Below are 19,717 nucleotides of genomic sequence, written 5' to 3'. Positions count from 1 at the left end.
GAGACATAAAATGAAACAGGATATGATCGTAATTCTTGATCTTGGAAGTACAGAAAACACGGTGTTGGCAAGAAATATTCGTGATCTCGGCGTTTACAGTGAGATCCATCCTCATGATATTACCGTGGAAGAACTGGAAAATCTGGATAATGTAAAAGGAATTATTTTAAATGGAGGGGAGAACCGTGTTGTAGAGGGCGCTGCGATTGATGTCGATCCGGCAATTTATAACTGTGGTTATCCGGTGATCGCAGTAGATCATCCGACCGCCAAATGTGCAAAAAATTATGCCAAACTTCCGACAGAAGAATTGAAAGCATTTTTGTTTGAGGAATGTAAGGCGGAAGCCAACTGGAATATGAAGAATTTCATCGAAGATCAGGTAGAACTGGTGCGGCAGCAGGTGGGAGATAAGAAAGTCTTGCTGGCACTTTCCGGCGGCGTAGATTCCTCTGTTGTAGCCGCGCTTCTGTTGAAAGCAATCGGACAGCAGCTTGTATGTGTACATGTAAATCATGGTCTGATGCGGAAAAATGAATCGGAGAGCGTTGTGGAAGTATTTAAAAACCAGCTGCATGCAAATCTGATCTATGTGGATGCGACGGAACGTTTCTTAGGTAAATTGGAAAATGTATCCGATCCGGAGGAAAAGAGAAAGATCATCGGCGGAGAATTTATCCGTGTATTTGAGGAAGAAGCAAGAAAACTGGACGGAATTGATTTTCTCGGACAGGGAACCATTTATCCGGATATTATCGAAAGCGGAACGAAAACAGCAAAGATGGTAAAATCTCATCACAATGTGGGCGGTCTTCCGGAAGATCTGCAGTTTGAGCTGGTAGAGCCGTTGAAACAGTTGTTCAAAGATGAGGTGCGTGCCTGCGGTCTGGAGCTTGGTCTTCCGGCAAATATGGTATATCGCCAGCCGTTCCCGGGACCGGGACTTGGCGTAAGATGTTTGGGCGCGATCACGCGTGACCGGCTGGAAGCAGTACGTGAGTCCGATGCGATCCTCAGGGAAGAATTTGAGAAAGCCGGACTGGATAAGAAAGTATGGCAGTACTTTACCGTTGTGCCGGACTTCAAAGCCGTCGGTGTCAGAAATAATGCCCGGAGCATGGGATATATGGTTGTCATCCGCGCAGTTAATACGATTGACGCAATGACAGCTTCGATCGAGCGGATTGATTACGATATTTTGGAGCGGATCTGCGCAAGGATCAGCGCGGAAGTGCCGAGCGTGAGCCGGGTGTGCTATGAGATCACACCGAAGCCGGTGGCCACGATAGAATTCGAATAATATACAAGCGTGTGCGAGGGAGATTGTGGATAAAGGGATGATTTATCAATAAGAAAAGGTGTATGGTGGAAAGCAAGTCTGAAAACAAAATGATTAGGCGTTGTCAGATTCGAATAACAGACAGAAAACCTCGGATGCCCATTTTCTAAGGGTTTCCGAGGTTTCTTTATGCCTGTTGGATCTATTTCTTTTGACGGAGTATTTTTTATGCGTTAATACCGAAAAACTTCTCCATATCCTCTTCCACAGTGCCAATTCCTGCAATGCCGAAGTTCTCGATCAAGACCTTTGCAACATTCGGGCTGAGAAATGCCGGAAGTGTAGGGCCAAGGTGGATATTCTTCACGCCAAGATATAAAAGAGCCAGAAGAACGATAACTGCTTTTTGCTCGTACCATGCGATATTATAGATAATTGGCAGATCGTTAATATCGTCAAGCCCAAAGACCTCTTTGAGTTTCAAGGCGATTACAGCAAGGGAATAGGAATCATTGCATTGACCTGCATCCAGAACACGTGGGATGCCATTGATATCGCCTAAAGGCAACTTGTTATATTTATATTTTGCACAACCGGCAGTAAGGATGACAGTGTCCTTCGGCAGAGCCTTAGCAAATTCTGTATAGTAGTCGCGGCTCTTTGCTCGACCATCACAGCCCGCCATAACCACAAACTTTTTGATAGCACCGCTTTTTACAGCTTCTACAACTTTATCTGCCAAAGCCAGAACTTGTGCATGGGCAAATCCGCCGATGATTTCACCGGTTTCGATTTCACTCGGAGCGACACATTTTTTTGCATGCTCAATAATCGCAGAAAAATCTTTTTGTTCGCCAATTTCTCCCGGAATATGTGTACATCCCGGATATCCCGCAGCGCCGGTAGTGTAAAGCCTGTTTTTGTAACTATCCTTAGGAGGAACAATGCAGTTGGTTGTCATTAGAATAGGACCGTTAAAGGATTCAAATTCTTCTTTTTGTTTCCACCAAGCATTCCCATAATTACCAACAAAGTTAGGATATTTTTTGAAAGCGGGATAATAATGAGCTGGCAACATCTCGGAATGCGTATACACATCCACTCCAGTTCCCTGTGTCTGTTCTAACAGCATTTCCAAATCGCGCAGGTCGTGGCCGGATACCAGAATGCCGGGGTTCTTTCTGACACCGATATTTACTTTTGTAATTTCGGGGTTTCCATAGCTGTCTGTGTTAGCCTTATCCAGCATTGCCATACCGGATACTCCGTATTTTCCTGTTTCCATTGTTAGAGCAATCAGATCTTCTATACTAAGGTTGTCATTCAGCGTGGCAGCCAGTGCTTTCTGAAGAAATGTGTCAACTTCATCGTTGTCCTTCAACAGCACATTTGCGTGCTTCGAGTAAGCGGAAAGTCCCTTCAAACCGTAGGTGATTAACTCGCGCAGAGAGCGAATATCCTCGTTTTCGGTAGAAAGAACACCGACAGTTCTGGCTTTTTCTTCCCAGTTTTCAGATCCGTTCCATTTTGCAGCTTCAGGCAGAACAGTCAGATTGGTAACTTGCTTTAGCAGAACTTCCTTTTCGGTCAGTGTAGCACGGATTCTTGATTCAATGCTCTCTTTATCAAAATTTGCGTTGGTAATGGTAGTGAACAGATTCAGAGTAATCAAGTGATTGATTTTGGCAGATACCTGCTTACCTTCCTGACGCAATGCAGTCGTAATAGCCGAAATTCCTTTTGTGACATAGACCAACAGATCCTGCATGGCCGCTACATCAGGTTTCTTTCCGCATACGCCGGACATGGTGCAGCCCTTGCACCCGGCGGTTTCCTGACACTGATAGCAAAACATTTTTTGTTCCATAATATGCCTCCTAAAAACTATTAAAATTTGAAATAATGTGGTTTCTTCTCAATCAAAAAAGCATATAGACGCGTTTGAATTAATCTTCCCAGGCGATTGCAGACACAGGACACGAGTCGATGGCCTCCTGTACAGCACCTTGATTTTCAGCGTCTGCTGGTTGACACGCTTCCACCTTTCCCTGCTCGTTCATACGGAAAACCTCGTCGCAGATCCACAGCAAAGCCCACAGCCAATGCAGAGATCCTTATCTACTTTTGTTGCTTTCATAAAATCACCTTCCTTTGTCAATTTTGCGTTTGATTAAAATACAACTACTAAAAGCATCTTGAACGCTTCCTGCCCATATACCGCATGGGGATGGCCTGCTGGCATGACAATAGATTCTCCTTCGTGCAGCAGATATTCAACGCCATCAATCGTGATTTTTCCGATACCATCCAAGCAGGTGACGAAGGCGTCCCCATCCGATTCATGGGTGCTGATCTCTTCGCCCTTTGCGAATGAGAACAGGGTAATACTTACTGCCTGGTTTTGTGTCAAAGTTTTGCTGACAACCTGCCCCTCCTGATAAGAAATTTGTTCTCTCAGCGTCAGTACTTCTGATTGAGCAATGTTTTTCATCTTTTTACTCATAGTATCTCTCCTTTTATTCCAAAATTTTACCACCCAACGAAATCGTAACAATCTGCCAAGGAATGAATTTTCCGCTTGCCTGCAACGCTTTTTTGGCAGCTAATTCCAGACCGCCGCAGCAGGGAACTTCCATGCGTACAACCGTCACACTTTGAATGTTGTTGTTTTGAATGATCTGCGTCAGCTTTTCGCTGTAGTCTATGCTGTCAAGCTTTGGACAGCCGATAATCGTAATTTTCCCACGCATGAAATCCTCGTGCATTCTGGCATAGGCGTATGCACTGCAATCCGCTGCAATTAACAATTTTGCGCCGTCAAAATATGGTGCATTAGTCGGTACCAGTTTGATTTGGCATGGCCATTGTCCCAACTGTGATTCTGTCTGTACCCGGGCAGAAGGAGTTGTTTCTTGTGAATGTTGAATACGCTGCATTCGACTGCCGGGGCAGCCTGTATGGGGAACAGCGGCATGATTGCTTTTCGCTTTTTTCCTCATATTTTCCTGCACAGCTTTTTCATCATAGGCGGAAGCTTCTCTCTCCACAAAGGAAATTGCACCTGTCGGGCAGGTTGGCAGACAATCTCCCAAACCATCACAATAATCATCTCGCAGAAGTGTTGCTTTGCCGTTTACCATGCCGATTGCACCCTCGTGACAAGCTTCGGCACACGCACCACATCCGTTACATTTTTCTTCATCTATTTGGATAATTCTTCGAATCATTTTATACCATCCTTTCTCTTGCCTTTCTGGGCATAGTATATTATAATTAAAAATAAAAATCTGTTGTTATAACAACGAAAGGGTAAAAAATATGAAATTATCCGATATGCAGCTATTCCGTGGGTTAGAAGAAGATGACATCTCCTCGCTTTTAAGCTGTTTGAATAGTGTAAAACGCAATTATAAAAAAGGAGAAGTAATTCTTTCAGAAGGGAGTATTATAGAGAATATCGGCATTGTACTGTCAGGCATGGCAATGATATCTTGTAACGATATTTGGGGGAATACCAGCGTTTTAGGAAGTGTTGCACCTGGTTCTGTATTTGCTGAGGTATATGCCTGTATTCCGGGACAGCCGATGCTGGTTACAGTGTCTGCCGTGGAAGATACCTCTGTGTTGTTTATGAATGTGGGTCGTGTTCTGACTACCTGCACAAACGCCTGCCCTTTTCATACAAACCTTGCACGAAATCTACTGACTGTCTGTGCTCATAAAAGTCTGCAACTTTCACAAAGGATTTTGCACACCAGTTCCAAATCCATACGAGGCCGATTGATGTCTTATTTTTCAGAATGCGCAAAACATGCCGGAAGCAATTCTTTTCTGATTCCATATAACCGCCAGCAATTAGCAGATTACTTGAATGTTGACCGCAGTACTATGTGCAACGAGCTTTCTAAAATGCAGAAAGATGGCATGATTGAATACAAAAAAAATCGTATTTTGCTCAAAGACTGAGATTTAAGGAATGGTATGAATTTGAATAGAGATTGATTTTTTAAGCAAAATCGCTTATGATCTGAAATAGAATATAGTGCTATTATCCACAGTTACAGAGCAAGTGTTATCAACACCGATAACAAAATGATAACATTAGCCTGTATAGGCAGGATAATATGGATAAATCAAATAATCAAAAGAACTGTAAACACGACAGAGAATAATCTCTAAACAAAATTGATTAGTAATTGCCGAGTTTGAGTGATTGAAAAATTTTCACAGATTATTTTACATATCAGGTAATTTATATGATAACTTGAATTGATTTAAAGTAATGCGCTATCAAAACATTGAATTTTTATTAAATGAGGTTATGCAATAAGTTTTGAAGAACGAACATTATCGGAAAAGGATTTGATTTCATTATTTGCAATAGAAGAAAATCACTTTAATGATTTTAAGTCAAAAGATATTGAAGGGAAGAAATTGAGTCGGACAATATCTGCATTTGCAAATGCAAGTGGAGGCGATGTTTATTTAGGGATAAGAGAAGAAAATGAAACCAAGATAAAGCATTGGGAAGGATTTAAATCGATTGAGGATGCTAATGGATTTATATAGATGATATCAAATTTGATGGTAATGACAAATAATTATGAGGTAGTGTTTTTGAAACATCCAGTACTTGCAACATATGTATTACAAGTTACTATTTTTAAAACACAATCTATAGTATATTGTACTGATGGAAAAATTCCTTATGTTAGAAAAGGGGCTCAAAATTTTCCTTGCGATACTCCGGAGAAGATAAGACGTTTGGAATTGGACAAGGGAATTTCTTCCTTTGAGAATGAGGTGGTTGCTGAATCAGATTTTTCGGATGTAGACAATTCTGCAGTTTGGGAAAAGTTTAAAAATAGCATTGTGCCAGATACAAGTACTGAAGCATGGTTAAAAAAACAACGATTGTTTGTTGATAAGAAGTTAACTGTTGCGGCGCTATTGTTATTTTCCGACGAGCCGCAGATTTGTTTGCCTAAGCGTTCATCCATAAAAATTTTTCGATATCAGACTAGTGGGGAAGCGGAGCGGGATACGTTAGTTGGCGTCCCAGTTACAGTTGAGGGATGCGCGTATAGTCAAATTTATGAGGCTGTTAGTAAAACAAAAGAGATTATTGAATCAATCAAAAAATTTGGCAAGGAATTTGAAACTATAGAATATCCAGAAGAAATAGTTGTCGATTATTTACTAAAAAACGATAGTATAACAAATCGGATAGGTAGAAATATTACAGGAATAAAATCTGAAAATAGCATGAAAAGAATATTTTGGAAACTTAGAGACGCAGGAATGTTATATATGATAGGAGCAGGTTCTGCTGCAGCTTGGAAGAAGACAGATGATTTTGAAAGTAAAGCGAAAACCTTGAAGGTCAATAAGAACAAAGAAGATTAAGTTTTACATCGAAATCAACTGTTAAGCCGATTGTGGCAACATTTTGGCAACAGAAAATCAGCAAGCCAGAATAATTGATGTAATTGAAGTAAAAAATGGCGTGTATCTGCATAAAACTTAAACAAATATAGTTAAGAACAACAAAGGACACGCCGAATTCGAGTAGCAAAGAAAAGGGGTGAAAAGATGAGTGGATTTTCTTGCAGATAATTGAAACGATACAATAATTCTGTTTTACGGGATTATTGTGTCCATTGCAAGAAAGTTACAAATCTATCACTCATTATATAGAATGATCCGTGTTTGAGCATGGATTTATATCGAAGATATTGAGCTGCAGGAGTTACTTTCTTGCAGCTTATTTTGATATAAATTTTAGGATGGAGGAATGACATTATGTCAATGATCAAAGTGGAAGACCTGACATTTTCTTATCCGTCAAGCTATGATCTGATATTTGATCGGGTCAGTTTTCAGATCGATACGGATTGGAAGCTTGGTTTTGTAGGAAGAAATGGAAGAGGAAAGACAACATTTTTAAATCTTTTGTCAGGGAAATATGAGTATCGTGGAAAAATCACCAGTAATGTGCGTTTTGATTACTTTCCGTATCCGATCACTGATAAGGAAAGGCAGACTGCGGATATTTTACAGGAAATATGTCCGGATGCAAAAGAGTGGGAAATACGGAGAGAGCTTTCATATCTCGATGTGGAGATGGAGGTGCTGTGGAGAGCTTTTGAGACGCTTTCAAACGGAGAACAGACAAAAGTTTTGTTGGCGGCGCTGTTTTTGAACGAGGGCAATTTTCTGCTGATTGATGAACCTACCAATCATTTAGATACAGCTGCACGGAAAAAGGTATCGGAGTATCTTAATAGGAAAAAAGGCTTTATCCTTGTATCACATGACCGGCGATTTCTAGATGGATGTGTGGATCATATTTTATCGATAAATCGCACGGATATAGAAGTGCAAAGCGGAAATTTTTCATCCTGGATGGAAAATTTTGAGCGGAGACAGGAATCGGAACTATTACAAAATGAGCGTTTAAAAAAAGATATAGGACGGCTTCAGAAATCGGCGGAACGTTCCGCAGGATGGTCCGACCGTGTGGAAGCTTCTAAAATCGGTGCGGCGGATAAAGGGTATGTCGGTCATAAATCGGCAAAAATGATGAAACGTTCCAAGACGATTGAGAAGAGAAAACAGCAGGCAATCGAACAAAAAGCCGTTCTGCTAAAAAATGTGGAGTCTGTAAATGCATTGAAAATGAATCCGGAATCGTATCATTCAGATATGCTGGTTTCATTTTCGGAGGCGGCTGTCATTTATGAAGATCGAGTGGTCAGCAGACCGGTTTCGTTTCAGGTGAGAACAGGAGATCGTGTGTTCATTGAGGGCAAAAACGGAAGCGGGAAAAGTAGTTTGTTGAAGTTGTTGGTGGGAGAGCCGCCGGAACATACCGGCATAGTAACGGTGGGATCGGGACTTCGGATTTCTTATGTACCTCAGGATACTTCTTATCTGACTGGAACTTTGGAGGAATTTGCTGAAAAAAATAATCTGGAGGAGAGTCTGTTTAAAACCGTTTTGAGAAAAATGGATTTTGAGCGGGTACAGTTTGAAAAGGATATGAAAGAATTTTCGGGAGGACAAAAGAAAAAAGTCTTGATCGCGAAAAGTTTATGTGAACGTGCGCATTTGTATGTATGGGATGAGCCGCTCAATTTTATTGATGTTTATTCCAGAATGCAGATTGAACAACTGATAGAAAAATTTTCACCGACAATGCTTTTGGTAGAACATGATATGGCGTTTCGGGATGCGGTTGCAACAAAAGTGATTGAGATCTAGGGGGGATGTATTATTCATTCCCCCATATTTTCAGCGTTTTCAGCAGCTTTTCTTTACTTTCCGGGTCCATTTTCTGAATCTGTGTAAAAAGCTCCCGGTCAAGTGCCGTTTCCTGATAATCGGAATCAATCTTTCCGATGAGAGAATCCAGAGAAATCCCGGCTAATTTTGCATAATAGATCAAAATGCGAAGCGACATGGCAGTCCGGTTATTTTCAACATTACTGATATAGCCGGGGGTGACTTCCAGAGCGGCAGCGACATCAGCCTGTGTGAGATTCATTTGGATCCGCATATCCTTTATTTTTGAACCTAAATTTGTGTAATCTTCTTGTTTCATTTTAATCCCCTTTCTGATGCAATTGTTGTGTAGAGTCATATAGCATAAAAATGAGTTTGATATATTTTATCACTATACAAAGTATACATAAAATATATCTTGAAATAAACATAGTAATTATATATAATGTATACTATAAATATATCAAAAGAAAAATGAGGAAAGGAAGAGACGCGGATGGGTGTTTGTATATCTTTAAGTATTTCAAAGGCAGTGACACCGCAGGAGTGGCGAGAAGTATATGAAGAAGCACTGTGTCTGGCAAAAGAATTGAATTTGGCAATGCGTAAGGAAGTAAGGATTCATGGAATTGATACGATCTGCCTTGTGCCGGTAGATGAGTTTGAGCAGACTTCGGGTTGTAACAACGAGCACATGCGCTATTTCTGGAGTGCGGATGGAGATTATCTTTATATGCGCACTGCTGAGTCCTTTTCAATGCCAAGAGATCTTGTTAAGCAGGAGGATGTGGATCCGGATGCCGGAGATGCGATGATCGCTAAGTTACCGGAGTATCTGGATTATCCATGGGACGATTCGGAATTTGACAATGCGTATTGTCTGTGGAGAGGCAAGACACAGGGAGAACCTTATCATATGTATTTGCTTGCGATCGCATGCTTTATCGAAGTAAAATTAGGTACAAAAGCCTTTGTTTCCGGGGATATTACGAGAAGTCAGTGTAAGCGTGCTGTTGCGATCGCAAACCAGTTTTTGAAAAAGCCGATCGATATGCCGGATCGCTGTTATATGGAGCGTTTTTGGAAGCGTGTGTCAGTTTTACCGTTTACAGAAGAAGAGAAGCTTGAGATTCTCCGAAGTTTTTATCTGGGAATAAAAGGAGCTGAGTTCGGAGCGTTTATACGCAAAGTATATTCGGAGGAGACCATTGACACAGTATGGAAAAAAGAATTTCGCCATCTAAAGATTGGAACGATTGGATTTTCTGACAGTTTTTCTGCGTATATGATTCAGGGGTTCGATCTGCAGAAACTATGCGAATTTGTACAATTTAAAGATGAACAAGAGAAAACGGAGACGCAATATGAAGCATTTGTGAAGCTGGTTATGGATGCCAAGCTTCATATACCGGAGAAAAGCTGCGTGGATATTTGGGAGACTGATCAGAATGTGGAGACACCATATGGTATCGATTTTTTCATACATCAATTTTGGCGTAGTACTTTCGGAAATGAGAACGTTGATCGCTATATCCCGTTGGAGGAGATACGGATGGCGCTGCTCATGGGAATTGGGGAGAAGTGCGATGTGAATCGGATGATAGATACATATTTGGAAACAGAAGCGAAAGAGCGGAATACGTCTTTCGAGGAAGAATTGTTGGTTCATGAATCGGGACAGGCAGAGAAGAAAGAACATTATGACATTAACAGGTTGGATGAATTACAATTTTATGAGACAGGAAGTACGATCACTCCGGGTATTAGAAAAGCGATCGGAAAATTAATACGATTTTCAGAAGACACATTGAAAGAAGACACTTATAAAAAGCTGATGGAGGAGAAAACTCAAAAACGAAAAGAATGGATGATCAGGCAGAACAGATCTATTTTGATCCGTGATAAAGACTGGGAAAAGATTTTTTTTGATATTGAAACAGACGATAAATCTTTTGCCCGTTATTATCCGATGGTTCGGATTAAAATAACGGACAGTACATGGGAGATAGTGAAAGCGCTGCTGATCAATGATGAATTGTATGAATATAGCAAAGAATTGGCAGAGCAGTATACGGACGAGGAGGCAGATTCGGTACCGGTATAGTGGAAAACAGCATAGATATACAAGGAAAAACACTTTCGGACTTCAAAGTGTTTTTGACGGCGAGTGTACAGTTTTCCGATAAGAAAGTGGTGTTTCACCGGCATATTTTTTGAACTGTGTACAAAAATAAGAGACAGAGTGAAATGCCAGCCGTTCGCTGATTTCCTGGACTTCCATGGAGGTTGTATCAAGAAAGATTTTAGCTAGTGCTATTTTTTGCTCCAGAATATAGTTTTTTATGTTTTTACCGGTATCTTTCTTAAATAATGTTGTGAGGTAGTATGTATTATAGCCGAGTTCCAAAGCAATTGTATTTAGGGAGATCACTTCGAAAATATGTTTTTCGACATAAGTGCAAATGAATCGGACAATCGGAGAATAATTTTGAGTGCGGATCTCGTGAACCTGTTTTACGAATGTATGATATATCTTACCGGATAAGGTGTATACTTCATTTTCTGTGTTACAAAGTTCCACTTGCTGGATATAGAAATCACTGAGTGAATAGGCGGCTTCCGAAGGCATGCCTCCGTCGACGGCAGCGCGGGTGATCAGTGTTGTCTGGGTAATGATCAGGTTTTTTGCCTGACGCAGCGGATCATGATTGGAAAGGGTTCCCACGACAGTGCCATCGTTCATATCGGAATAGGGGGGCGCAGTAACATTTCCGCAGCGCACATTTTCCAGCATTGTTTTTTCGGCAAGCTGCGAACCATGAGACTTCGGAATATGATATTTTTGATTATTGCTTGTATTCATCAGTTCAGAGAGTGTGATATTCTCAGCAAGGGATTCTTTTGTTGCCTGATGTGTGGAAATAATAGTGGCTGAATCCAAGTTCCGGTTATAAAGTCCATAATACACCATGGCTGCATATTGTTGAAACTGCATATAAGGGACAACGGGAATATCTTTCAGCATTTTTAAAAAACGGATCTGAGAGGAAACAGACATATTTTGGAAATCCAATTTTTTCTGAAAATAGACCGGAGTAACTTCTGTTTCAAAAACTGGTCCGAATACGAGAAAAGATTCTGAAGCTGTAAGTGGAAAGATAAACCAATTCAAATGTAGTACATCTGAAAAATAAAATGGTGCATGTGTTTTGGATCCGGCGAGATCTTCTGGGGTGAACGGACAGTTGAGGAAAAAGAAGTTGCTGACGTAATTCTTCCAGTTGGAAAGAGAAGAGAGAAGATGAAACTCTTTATCAAAAAGACTGAAAGAAATTTTTGTTGTAGCATGGATGTTGTTAAATAAAAATGTTAAATGGGATTCAAAATCTTTGGAAAGAGGATCGTGTGAGTTTTTCATATCGGCATGAACTTCCTTTATTGTTTTTTAATATCTTTTTACATATTATATCATGAAAAAATAAAATAAAAAATGAAAAAACAAAATCATGAAATAAAAAAATAGTGTAAGATGATAGACAGATAACCGGAAGCAAAAAGGAGGAACTTAGAATGTTGAGAATTACGGAAGAGACCGTACAGCCTTTTGAAAAAGAACACATTGATCTTTTGAGAAAAACAGCACCGGAATGTGCATTGTTCTTAAAAAGAGAAGATGATACGTTGCCGCTTGCGCCCGGAAAGGCTGCATTGTACGGAAGCGGGGCAAGAAAGACGATCAAAGGAGGAACCGGATCCGGTGATGTCAATGTCCGTCATTTCGTAACCGTGGAAGAGGGAATGGAACGCGCAGGATTTGAAATCGTGTCGAAAGCGTGGCTGGATGCTTACGATCAGGTACTGGTTGATGCCAGAGCTGTTTTTGTAGAACAGATAAAGAAAGAAGCCGCAGAACTGGGAATCAATGCAGTAATGTATGGAATGGGAAAGGCAATGCCGGAACCACAATATGAGATTGCCATGGATGCAGAATGTGATTTGGCAGTCTATGTACTTTCAAGAATTTCCGGAGAGGGTGCAGACCGTGATGTTTCGGCAGGAGATATTAATTTATCGGAGACAGAGATCCGCGATATTTTGTATTGCAGCAGACACTATAAAAAATTTGTACTTGTGCTCAATGTCGGGGGAATGGTCAATTTGGAACCTGTTATGGAGGTAAAGAATATCCTGCTTCTTGGACAGCTCGGAACACCGACGGGAGATGTATTGGCAGATATTCTGACAGGAGTAAGTAATCCATCGGGAAAACTGGCGATGACGTGGGCGCCGATCGAACAATATCCGTCGACAAAAGGATTCGGAGATATGGATGATACGGTTTATAATGAGGGGATTTATGTCGGATATCGTTATTTTAAGACAGCCGATGTGACACCGACTTTCCCGTTTGGATATGGGCTTTCCTATACGAAATTTGAGATTGGCACAGCAAGTGTAGCGGCAGATGAGAAAAAAGTTTCTGTGACAGTTCCGGTCACGAATGTCGGGACATGTGCAGGAAAAGAAGTGATCCAGCTGTATGTAAGCAAGCCGTATGTAAAGTTAGATCAACCATATCAGGAACTGGCAGCATTTGCAAAGACGAGCGAGCTGAAGCCATCAGAAAATGAAGAAGTGACGCTTACGTTTTCGCTGCGTGATCTGGCTGCATATGATGAAGAATTGGCAAGTTATGTGCTGGAAAAGGGTGTTTACTGGCTGCGTATCGGTAATTCTTCAGAAGATACGGTTGTATGCGCGGGATTAAAACTGGATGCAGATGTGATTGTAAAAGAATGTAAGACAATCTGCCCGGGAGCAGATATTCCCAAATTCATCCCGGCGGATGGAATGGAAGCGCAGGAAAGGGATGCACAATTGAAAAAAACGGAAGCTCCAGTGTACGAGCTTCATGCAGAACTGTTTCAGACAGAAAAAGTTACATATTCGGAAGAACCAACAGAAATTTTAAATAAAGGAACCGGTAGTTTTGAAGATGTAAAAAGCGGAAAAATTTCAGTGGAGCAATTCATCTCATCTCTTACAAACGAGCAGCTGGCATATCTGAGTATCGGGCTGTACGAAGATAATACAGGAATGGGATCGATGATAGGAGCAAGCGCTCAGACTGTGGCGGGAGCAGCAGGAGAGACGACAAAGAGACTGGAAGAATTAGGCGTTCCGAGTCTTGTGATGGCAGATGGACCTGCCGGCATCCGTATTTGTAAGATATACAAGATTGTAGATGGAAAAGCAAAAGGAGTGGACAATCCGCTGGCAGGAATGATGGAATTCATGGATCAGGAACAGCTTCAGATGATGGCTGCGATGGCGCCGAAGCCGACGGAAGAGGAAGAAAAAGCTCCGATCCATTATGCGTACTGTACAGCAATCCCGATCGGAACAGCGCTGGCACAGAGCTTCAATACCGAGATGTGTGAGAAACTTGGCGATCTGGTAGGAAAAGAGATGGAACAGTTCGGAGTTCATTTGTGGCTTGCACCGGCGATGAATATCCAGAGATCCCCGCTTTGCGGAAGAAATTTTGAATATTATTCCGAAGATCCGGTTGTAGGCGGACGGATCGCGGCGGCGATCACAAACGGAGTTCAGAAACATAAGGGATGTGGAACGACGATTAAGCATTTTGCATTGAACAATCAGGAAACGAACCGGATGGCATCCAACAGTATTGTATCGGAGCGTGCACTTCGTGAAATTTATCTTCGTACGTTCGAGATCTGCATCAGAGAATCTGCTCCGGCAGCAGTGATGAGTTCCTATAATCTTGTAAATGGTGAACATGCGAACAACAGTAAAGATATTCAGACTCATGTCCTCCGAGATGAGTGGGGATATGAAGGAGCGGTTATGACAGACTGGTATGCGGTTGGCGGAATGATCGCGGCAGCAGGTGGAAGAGAGAACAAGCATCCGGCAGGTCTTGCATCGGGATGTATCCATGCGGGAAATGATCTTGTTATGCCCGGAATGGAAGCGGATTTTGAAGAAATGTTGAGTGCTGTTGATAATCCGGAGGCAAAATATCCGATTACAAGAGCGGAACTTCAAGTGACTGCGAAGCGAGTATTGGAAATGATCCTCAAACTGGCTTAGTAAGATTTACGGTCGGCAAAAGAATTTCTTGGTAAAGTGACTTCCGGCGTGGTATAATAACTTTCGATGTAAAAGAGAGTATCGGTGTACAAGGAATAATAGGTTTTTGTACACGGATGCCGGAAACAGTACAGAGGAATCAGAAAATTCACTCACCACTTACACGAGAGGAGATTATAATGATTAAAGTACAGGAATACAGAGGTCATATCCGTAATTGGGAATCACTTTGCCGGGAACTGGGAATCGATACAGGTCTTTCCAGAGAGGAACGTGAAGAACAGATCTTAGTAAAGGCATATGAGACTTGGGGATGCCATATGGCGGATCATATGCATGGAATGTTTGCGTTTGCTTTGTGGGACGATGAAGAAAAGGAATTGTTCTGTCTGCGGGATCAGTTTGGAACAAAACCATTTTTCTATTATGAAACAGCAGACGGAGATCTGCTTTACGGAACATCGATCCGTCAGATCATGGAGCAGCCGGGATTTGTAAAAGAGCTGAATGAGGAGATGCTGCAGCTTTATCTGACATTGACATATGTGGCGGGAGAAAATACCTTTTTCCGAGGCGTGAAGAAATTACTTCCGGGACGCTATCTGATCTGGAAAAACGGAAAAATGAAGATCGCGCGTTACTGGAAGCCGGAATTCCATCCGGATGAAAGCAAATCGTTGGAAGAATGGGCGGATGAGATACACACAACGATCCAGACGATCATGCCGGAAGTGAAAGCGGCAGATGAGACTGCGGAATCGTTCCTGTCCGGAGGGGTGGACTCTTCTTATGTGCTGGCAATGTCGGATGCAAAGATGTCGGATTCCTGTGGTTATGAAGAAGCACGTTTTGACGAATCCGGTCTGGCGAAACAGACTGCGGATATACTTGGAAGAGAGAATTCAAGATGTCTGATCACACCGGAGGAATATTTCGGAATTGTACCGTGGGTAATGTATAATATGGAACAGCCGCTTGGTGATGCATCTGCAATTGCATTTGCGCTGGCATGCCGGGCGACGGCGGAGCACACAAAGTTGTGTTATTCCGGTGAGGGAGCAGATGAATTTTTCGGCGGTTATAATATGTACCGCAATGCAGAGCGTTATGGTGAGAATCTGAAAACGTTCTATGTCGGAAATACGAATATTATGAAAGAGGACGAGAAGCAGCGCATTTTGAAACACTATGATCCGGATGTACTGCCGATCGAACTGGTGACAAGTATTTATGAAGAAACAGAAGACTTGGATCCGCTTTCTAAAATGTCCAATATCGATATTCAAATTTGGCTGGAAGGCGACATTTATTATAATGTAGACAGAATGAGCAGTGCAGCCGGTTTGGAAATCCGAATGCCTCTTACAGACCGACGGATTTTCGATATAGCATCAAGAATGCCGTCATGTTACAAAGTCAATGAAGAACAGAATAAAGTTGCATTCCGTACCGCGGCGGCAAAAGTTCTGCCGGAAGAGATTGCATTCCGTAAAAAACTGGGATTTATTGTGCCGATCCGAATCTGGATGGCAGATGAACGTTATAATCAGGACGTACAGGCAAAATTCCATAGCGATTATGCGGAAAAATTCTTCAATCTGGATGAGATCAATGCGATTTTCGATGACTATGTCGGAGGAAATTCAGATAATTGGAGAAAAGTGTGGACAATCTATACATTCCTTGTATGGTATGAAGAATATTTTGTGAAAAGATAAATATGAAGAGAATGGGGGATTTTTAGGAACAAAAATATTCCATTCTTTTTTGTCCTGATTTTAGATAGAAGAGAAAGATAGAAAAAATAAAAGAGGAAAAAAGGAGAATTATAGGAATGGTTTCTGTATCAGAAAATTTTATAATAATCAATAAAAGAAACGTATCAAAATGAAATTGACATTACTGGCTCAACGGGAATATCGCAACGAAGATATATAGAATGACACAGGTGGAAGTGAGGGCTTGATATGAATGTTCTTCAGAGTTTGACGGAATTATACAATCATCTTTCATTGGATAGTACATATAGAAATGTATGTAAAGGGATTCTGGAGAATCTGGATGAAGCGGCAAATGGAACTGTTTATGATATAGCAGAATTAACAAATTCATCCAGAACGACAGTATGGCGAATGGTACAGAAATTGGGATATAAGAATTTTACAGATTTTCATCATGAGTTGAGGAGAGCGGTCAAGCACTACACTTATTACAACAGACTTCTTCCCTCCGAGCAAAGTCAGGATGCCGCCAGTGTAAAGGAGTTTATGTTGAGGCAGGTCATGCAAACTTATGAATTGATAAAAGATCAGATTGATACAAAGGAATTAGAACAGATTGCAGAAGATTTACATTTGGCAGATAAAGTAGTTTTTTATACACCCTATAAGAATAGCGCAATTTTATCGTTACAGCAGAATCTTGCAATGGAAGGACAGGAAACAGGATACTATTGCCTGCTTCCGGATATGCTTGAAGACAGCATAACATTGACGGAACAGAGCATTGTGATTGTTAATATGATCGAGCATGTGGAAACGATGGATATGGAGCTTGTATTTAATAATATTAAGAAAAAGAGAGCGAAGATATATGGCGTGTCAACACGATATGAGAAGTACTTAGATAAAGAATTATTTTATTCAGATAAGGATAAGATCGTAACAGGAGTATTGATGTTTGATTTATACTTTTTGATGTTGAGCGAGATATATCGGATGAAGTATATTGGGTAGATAGAAAAATAAAAGGGAGGACATTGGTTTCAAGATTGGAACTAATGTCCTCCCTTTTATTATATTATGTATTCCGTTGCAAGAGTAGATTTGGTTCCGGTGCTTATGATGCTTCCATCATGTGGTGCAGTAATTGGGATTCTTATATCTTCTCAACTTTTTTATAATTTATCAGATGAGGAATGTGCAAAAATACGACAGAGATTAGATCAGAAAGAAGCGCTTAGAAATAAAGCAGAACATTAAGAGGAACTTTGGTTTCAAATTTAGAACCAAAGTCTTATTGGCGAAATAATGTTGCGGAAGAGGAACGCTGATAAAAAAGATATTTTCTATAATAAAGGCACAAAGAAGAAAAAGAAGAAAATGAGGAAATGAAAGGAGATATTCAGAAATGAAGTATAGTTTATGTGCAGATATTATGTTCGTGGCAGTTGGAGAGAAAGGACCAATTTGGCCGGATACGGATGGCATCATTGAAGCCATGAAATTAGCAAAGAAGAACGGATTGACCGGAATTGAAATGTTTGGTCTGGAAGGCAGGGATCTGGAGCGGATTGCCGCTGCGAGCAGGGAACTGGGAATAGAGATCAGAGCGTGTGTTTCCGCAGGAGCTGCACTTTTAGGAAATCCTGATAAGACAGAAGAATTGGTTTCACTTTTTGAGCAGAGTGTTCCAAAGGCAAAACAGATCGGATGCAGTAACTTGATTTTAAATGCGGAGGAGTATGCAAGAAATCTTTCGTCGGATGAGGTTATCAAAGTTATGGAGGATGCGCTGAAACGTCTTGCCGTTATTGCTGAGAAAGAGGATGTAACTATATTGGTTGAGCCAGTGACAGGGGGATTCTTCACAAGTTCTAAACAGGCATTTGGTCTGATAGAGAAAGTGGGAAGCAACAATGTAAAACTTCTTTATGATATTTTTCATTTCCAGAACATCGAAGGTCAGATTACAGAGACCATTAAGGAAAATCTGAATCTGATCGGAGATATTCATGGTGCAGGAGCACCGATGAGAGCAGAACTTACGGTAGGAGAGTTGGATTATACATTTATACTGAATACAGTAAAAGAACTCGGTTATGAAGGCAATTTCTGTTTGGAATTTTTTACATTTGAAAATCGTGATATGAAAGTAGAAGCATCTTGTAAAGTGCTGCCGGCATAATAAAAAAATAGAATATGTAAGGAAAAATATTTAAAAATTCAAGGAGGAAAATAAAATGGCAAAGAAAAGAATTGGAATTATCGGTGTTGGTGAGATTGGAACAACAAAACATTTGACACAACTTGTAAAACATTCAGAAGAGGTAGAAATTGTTGCATTATGTGATATTCTTACAGAAAGATGCGAGAAGGCAAATAAAGATTTCGGTCTTAATGCTAAGATTTATACAGATTATAAAGAAATGTGTGCGGCAGAAGACATTGATGTAGTGCATGTTTGTACGCCAAATCCTCTTCATTGTGAGATGACAATTTATGCATTTGAACATGGAAAAGATGTTTATTGTGAAAAACCACTTGCATGTACATATGCGGATGCAGAAAAAATGCTTGAAGCGCAGAAAAAGGCAGGAAAGAAACTGACAAGTGGTACGCAATGGCGTTATAATACAGCACCGATGGAAATGAAGAGAATGTATGAGGCAGGTGAATTTGGAGATGTATACTATATCCGATCTTCACAGCTTCGTCCGAATCGACTTCCGGCATATGGTGTATATACAAACAAAGAATTAAACGGAGGCGGTGTATTAATGGATGGAGGTCCGCATTCTATTGACCTTCCAATGTGGCTGACAGATAATTATGAGGTTGCAAGTGTACGCGGAGTTACATTCGATAAGATGAAAAATTTCCCGGAAGGAAATCAGCTTGGACCATGGGATCCAAATAATTTTGATGTAGAAGATACTGCAATGGCTATGATTACAATGAAAAATGGCGCGATGTTTTATGTTGAAACTGCATGGAGAACAAATATGCAGCAGGAAGCACCCGGAATTATCTGCTCCGTAGCAGGAACACTGGCAGGTGCCGATATGGTAGGTCCGGGATTTGAAGATAGTGTCCGCATCACAAAGATGGTTAATGGAGAATTAAAAACGGAGATTACAAGCCCGGAAGCAAAGTATGATATGTGGGACTATGATATGACAAAATGGGTAGACTGCATTACAAAGGGAACGGATCCGGCAGTTCTTCCAGAACAGGCAGCAGTTGTCACTCGCGTCATTGAAGCGATTTATAAGTCAGCGGAAACAGGCGAGACTGTCGTATTTGATTAATGGCATTA

17 protein-coding genes are annotated in these 19,717 nt (G+C 40.9%); 11 read left to right on the top strand and 6 right to left on the bottom strand.

Annotated features, from left to right (window positions below):
• Positions 1-10 precede the first annotated feature (10 nt).
• Entirely contained in the window at positions 11-1,300 is a 1,290-nt protein-coding gene (guaA, locus tag I2H87_RS11280) for a glutamine-hydrolyzing GMP synthase (protein WP_054703919.1), read from the top strand.
• A 205-nt stretch (positions 1,301-1,505) separates the two neighbouring features.
• Here the strand turns inward: guaA and hcp are convergent, their stop codons facing one another.
• From hcp to I2H87_RS11260, 4 genes are all read right to left on the bottom strand, one after another.
• On the bottom strand, positions 1,506-3,146 hold the full coding sequence (gene hcp / locus I2H87_RS11275; RefSeq protein WP_195610015.1) for a hydroxylamine reductase: 1,641 nt from the start codon (positions 3,144-3,146) through the stop codon (positions 1,506-1,508).
• Positions 3,147-3,225: 79 nt separating this feature from the next.
• A complete protein-coding gene (locus I2H87_RS14020; RefSeq protein WP_330611569.1) occupies positions 3,226-3,339 on the bottom strand; it encodes a 4Fe-4S domain-containing protein in 114 nt (37 codons plus the stop codon).
• Positions 3,340-3,449: 110 nt separating this feature from the next.
• Positions 3,450-3,782 carry a cupin domain-containing protein gene (locus tag I2H87_RS11265; protein ID WP_195610013.1) on the bottom strand — a complete coding sequence of 111 codons (333 nt, stop codon included), beginning with the start codon at positions 3,780-3,782 and terminating at the stop codon, positions 3,450-3,452.
• Positions 3,783-3,795: 13 nt separating this feature from the next.
• Complete coding sequence (locus I2H87_RS11260; RefSeq protein WP_054703925.1) at positions 3,796-4,506, bottom strand: ATP-binding protein; 711 nt, start codon at positions 4,504-4,506, stop codon at positions 3,796-3,798.
• Between the two features lie 91 nt (positions 4,507-4,597).
• On the opposite strand from I2H87_RS11260, the gene I2H87_RS11255 reads away from it, so the two are divergent.
• From I2H87_RS11255 to I2H87_RS11240, 4 genes are all read left to right on the top strand, one after another.
• Positions 4,598-5,245: a Crp/Fnr family transcriptional regulator gene (locus I2H87_RS11255; protein WP_009268978.1), complete on the top strand. Its 648-nt coding sequence runs from the start codon at positions 4,598-4,600 to the stop codon at positions 5,243-5,245.
• 396 nt (positions 5,246-5,641) lie between these two features.
• Entirely contained in the window at positions 5,642-5,848 is a 207-nt protein-coding gene (locus I2H87_RS11250) for an AlbA family DNA-binding domain-containing protein (RefSeq protein ID WP_044955282.1), read from the top strand.
• A 48-nt stretch (positions 5,849-5,896) separates the two neighbouring features.
• Entirely contained in the window at positions 5,897-6,685 is a 789-nt protein-coding gene (locus I2H87_RS11245; RefSeq protein WP_195610010.1) for a hypothetical protein, read from the top strand.
• A 396-nt stretch (positions 6,686-7,081) separates the two neighbouring features.
• Positions 7,082-8,542 carry an Lsa family ABC-F type ribosomal protection protein gene (locus I2H87_RS11240; RefSeq protein WP_195610008.1) on the top strand — a complete coding sequence of 487 codons (1,461 nt, stop codon included), beginning with the start codon at positions 7,082-7,084 and terminating at the stop codon, positions 8,540-8,542.
• Positions 8,543-8,552: 10 nt separating this feature from the next.
• Here the strand turns inward: I2H87_RS11240 and I2H87_RS11235 are convergent, their stop codons facing one another.
• Positions 8,553-8,882 (bottom strand): helix-turn-helix domain-containing protein, encoded by a 330-nt coding sequence (locus tag I2H87_RS11235; protein ID WP_054703927.1) that lies wholly within the window; start codon positions 8,880-8,882, stop codon positions 8,553-8,555.
• 177 nt (positions 8,883-9,059) lie between these two features.
• Between I2H87_RS11235 and I2H87_RS11230 the strand changes: the two genes are divergently transcribed.
• Positions 9,060-10,667, top strand: coding sequence for a hypothetical protein (locus tag I2H87_RS11230; protein WP_117551611.1), 1,608 nt, complete (start codon positions 9,060-9,062; stop codon positions 10,665-10,667).
• Between the two features lie 42 nt (positions 10,668-10,709).
• On the opposite strand, the gene I2H87_RS11225 is transcribed toward I2H87_RS11230, so the two are convergent.
• A complete protein-coding gene (locus tag I2H87_RS11225) occupies positions 10,710-11,588 on the bottom strand; it encodes a helix-turn-helix domain-containing protein (RefSeq protein ID WP_195610006.1) in 879 nt (292 codons plus the stop codon).
• Positions 11,589-12,133: 545 nt separating this feature from the next.
• Between I2H87_RS11225 and I2H87_RS11220 the strand changes: the two genes are divergently transcribed.
• From I2H87_RS11220 to I2H87_RS11200, 5 genes are all read left to right on the top strand, one after another.
• Entirely contained in the window at positions 12,134-14,680 is a 2,547-nt protein-coding gene (locus I2H87_RS11220; protein WP_195610003.1) for a glycoside hydrolase family 3 protein, read from the top strand.
• A 116-nt stretch (positions 14,681-14,796) separates the two neighbouring features.
• Positions 14,797-16,398: an asparagine synthase (glutamine-hydrolyzing) gene (gene asnB / locus I2H87_RS11215; RefSeq protein ID WP_195610001.1), complete on the top strand. Its 1,602-nt coding sequence runs from the start codon at positions 14,797-14,799 to the stop codon at positions 16,396-16,398.
• Positions 16,399-16,647: 249 nt separating this feature from the next.
• Complete coding sequence (locus I2H87_RS11210; RefSeq protein WP_195609999.1) at positions 16,648-17,415, top strand: MurR/RpiR family transcriptional regulator; 768 nt, start codon at positions 16,648-16,650, stop codon at positions 17,413-17,415.
• Positions 17,416-17,809: 394 nt separating this feature from the next.
• The gene (locus tag I2H87_RS11205) at positions 17,810-18,586 is read left to right on the top strand and encodes a sugar phosphate isomerase/epimerase family protein (RefSeq protein ID WP_022151632.1); all 777 of its coding nucleotides are present in this window, start codon (positions 17,810-17,812) and stop codon (positions 18,584-18,586) included.
• A gap of 55 nt (positions 18,587-18,641) precedes the next feature.
• Positions 18,642-19,709, top strand: coding sequence for a Gfo/Idh/MocA family protein (locus I2H87_RS11200; RefSeq protein ID WP_054703939.1), 1,068 nt, complete (start codon positions 18,642-18,644; stop codon positions 19,707-19,709).
• Positions 19,710-19,717: the final 8 nt, after the last annotated feature.

Origin of the sequence: Mediterraneibacter glycyrrhizinilyticus (assembly GCF_015560805.1) — a bacterium.
Taxonomy (GTDB): domain Bacteria; phylum Bacillota; class Clostridia; order Lachnospirales; family Lachnospiraceae; genus Schaedlerella; species Schaedlerella glycyrrhizinilytica_A.
The sequence above is the reverse complement of the archived record's forward strand: the minus strand, read 5'-3'. Positions and strand labels throughout refer to the sequence as shown.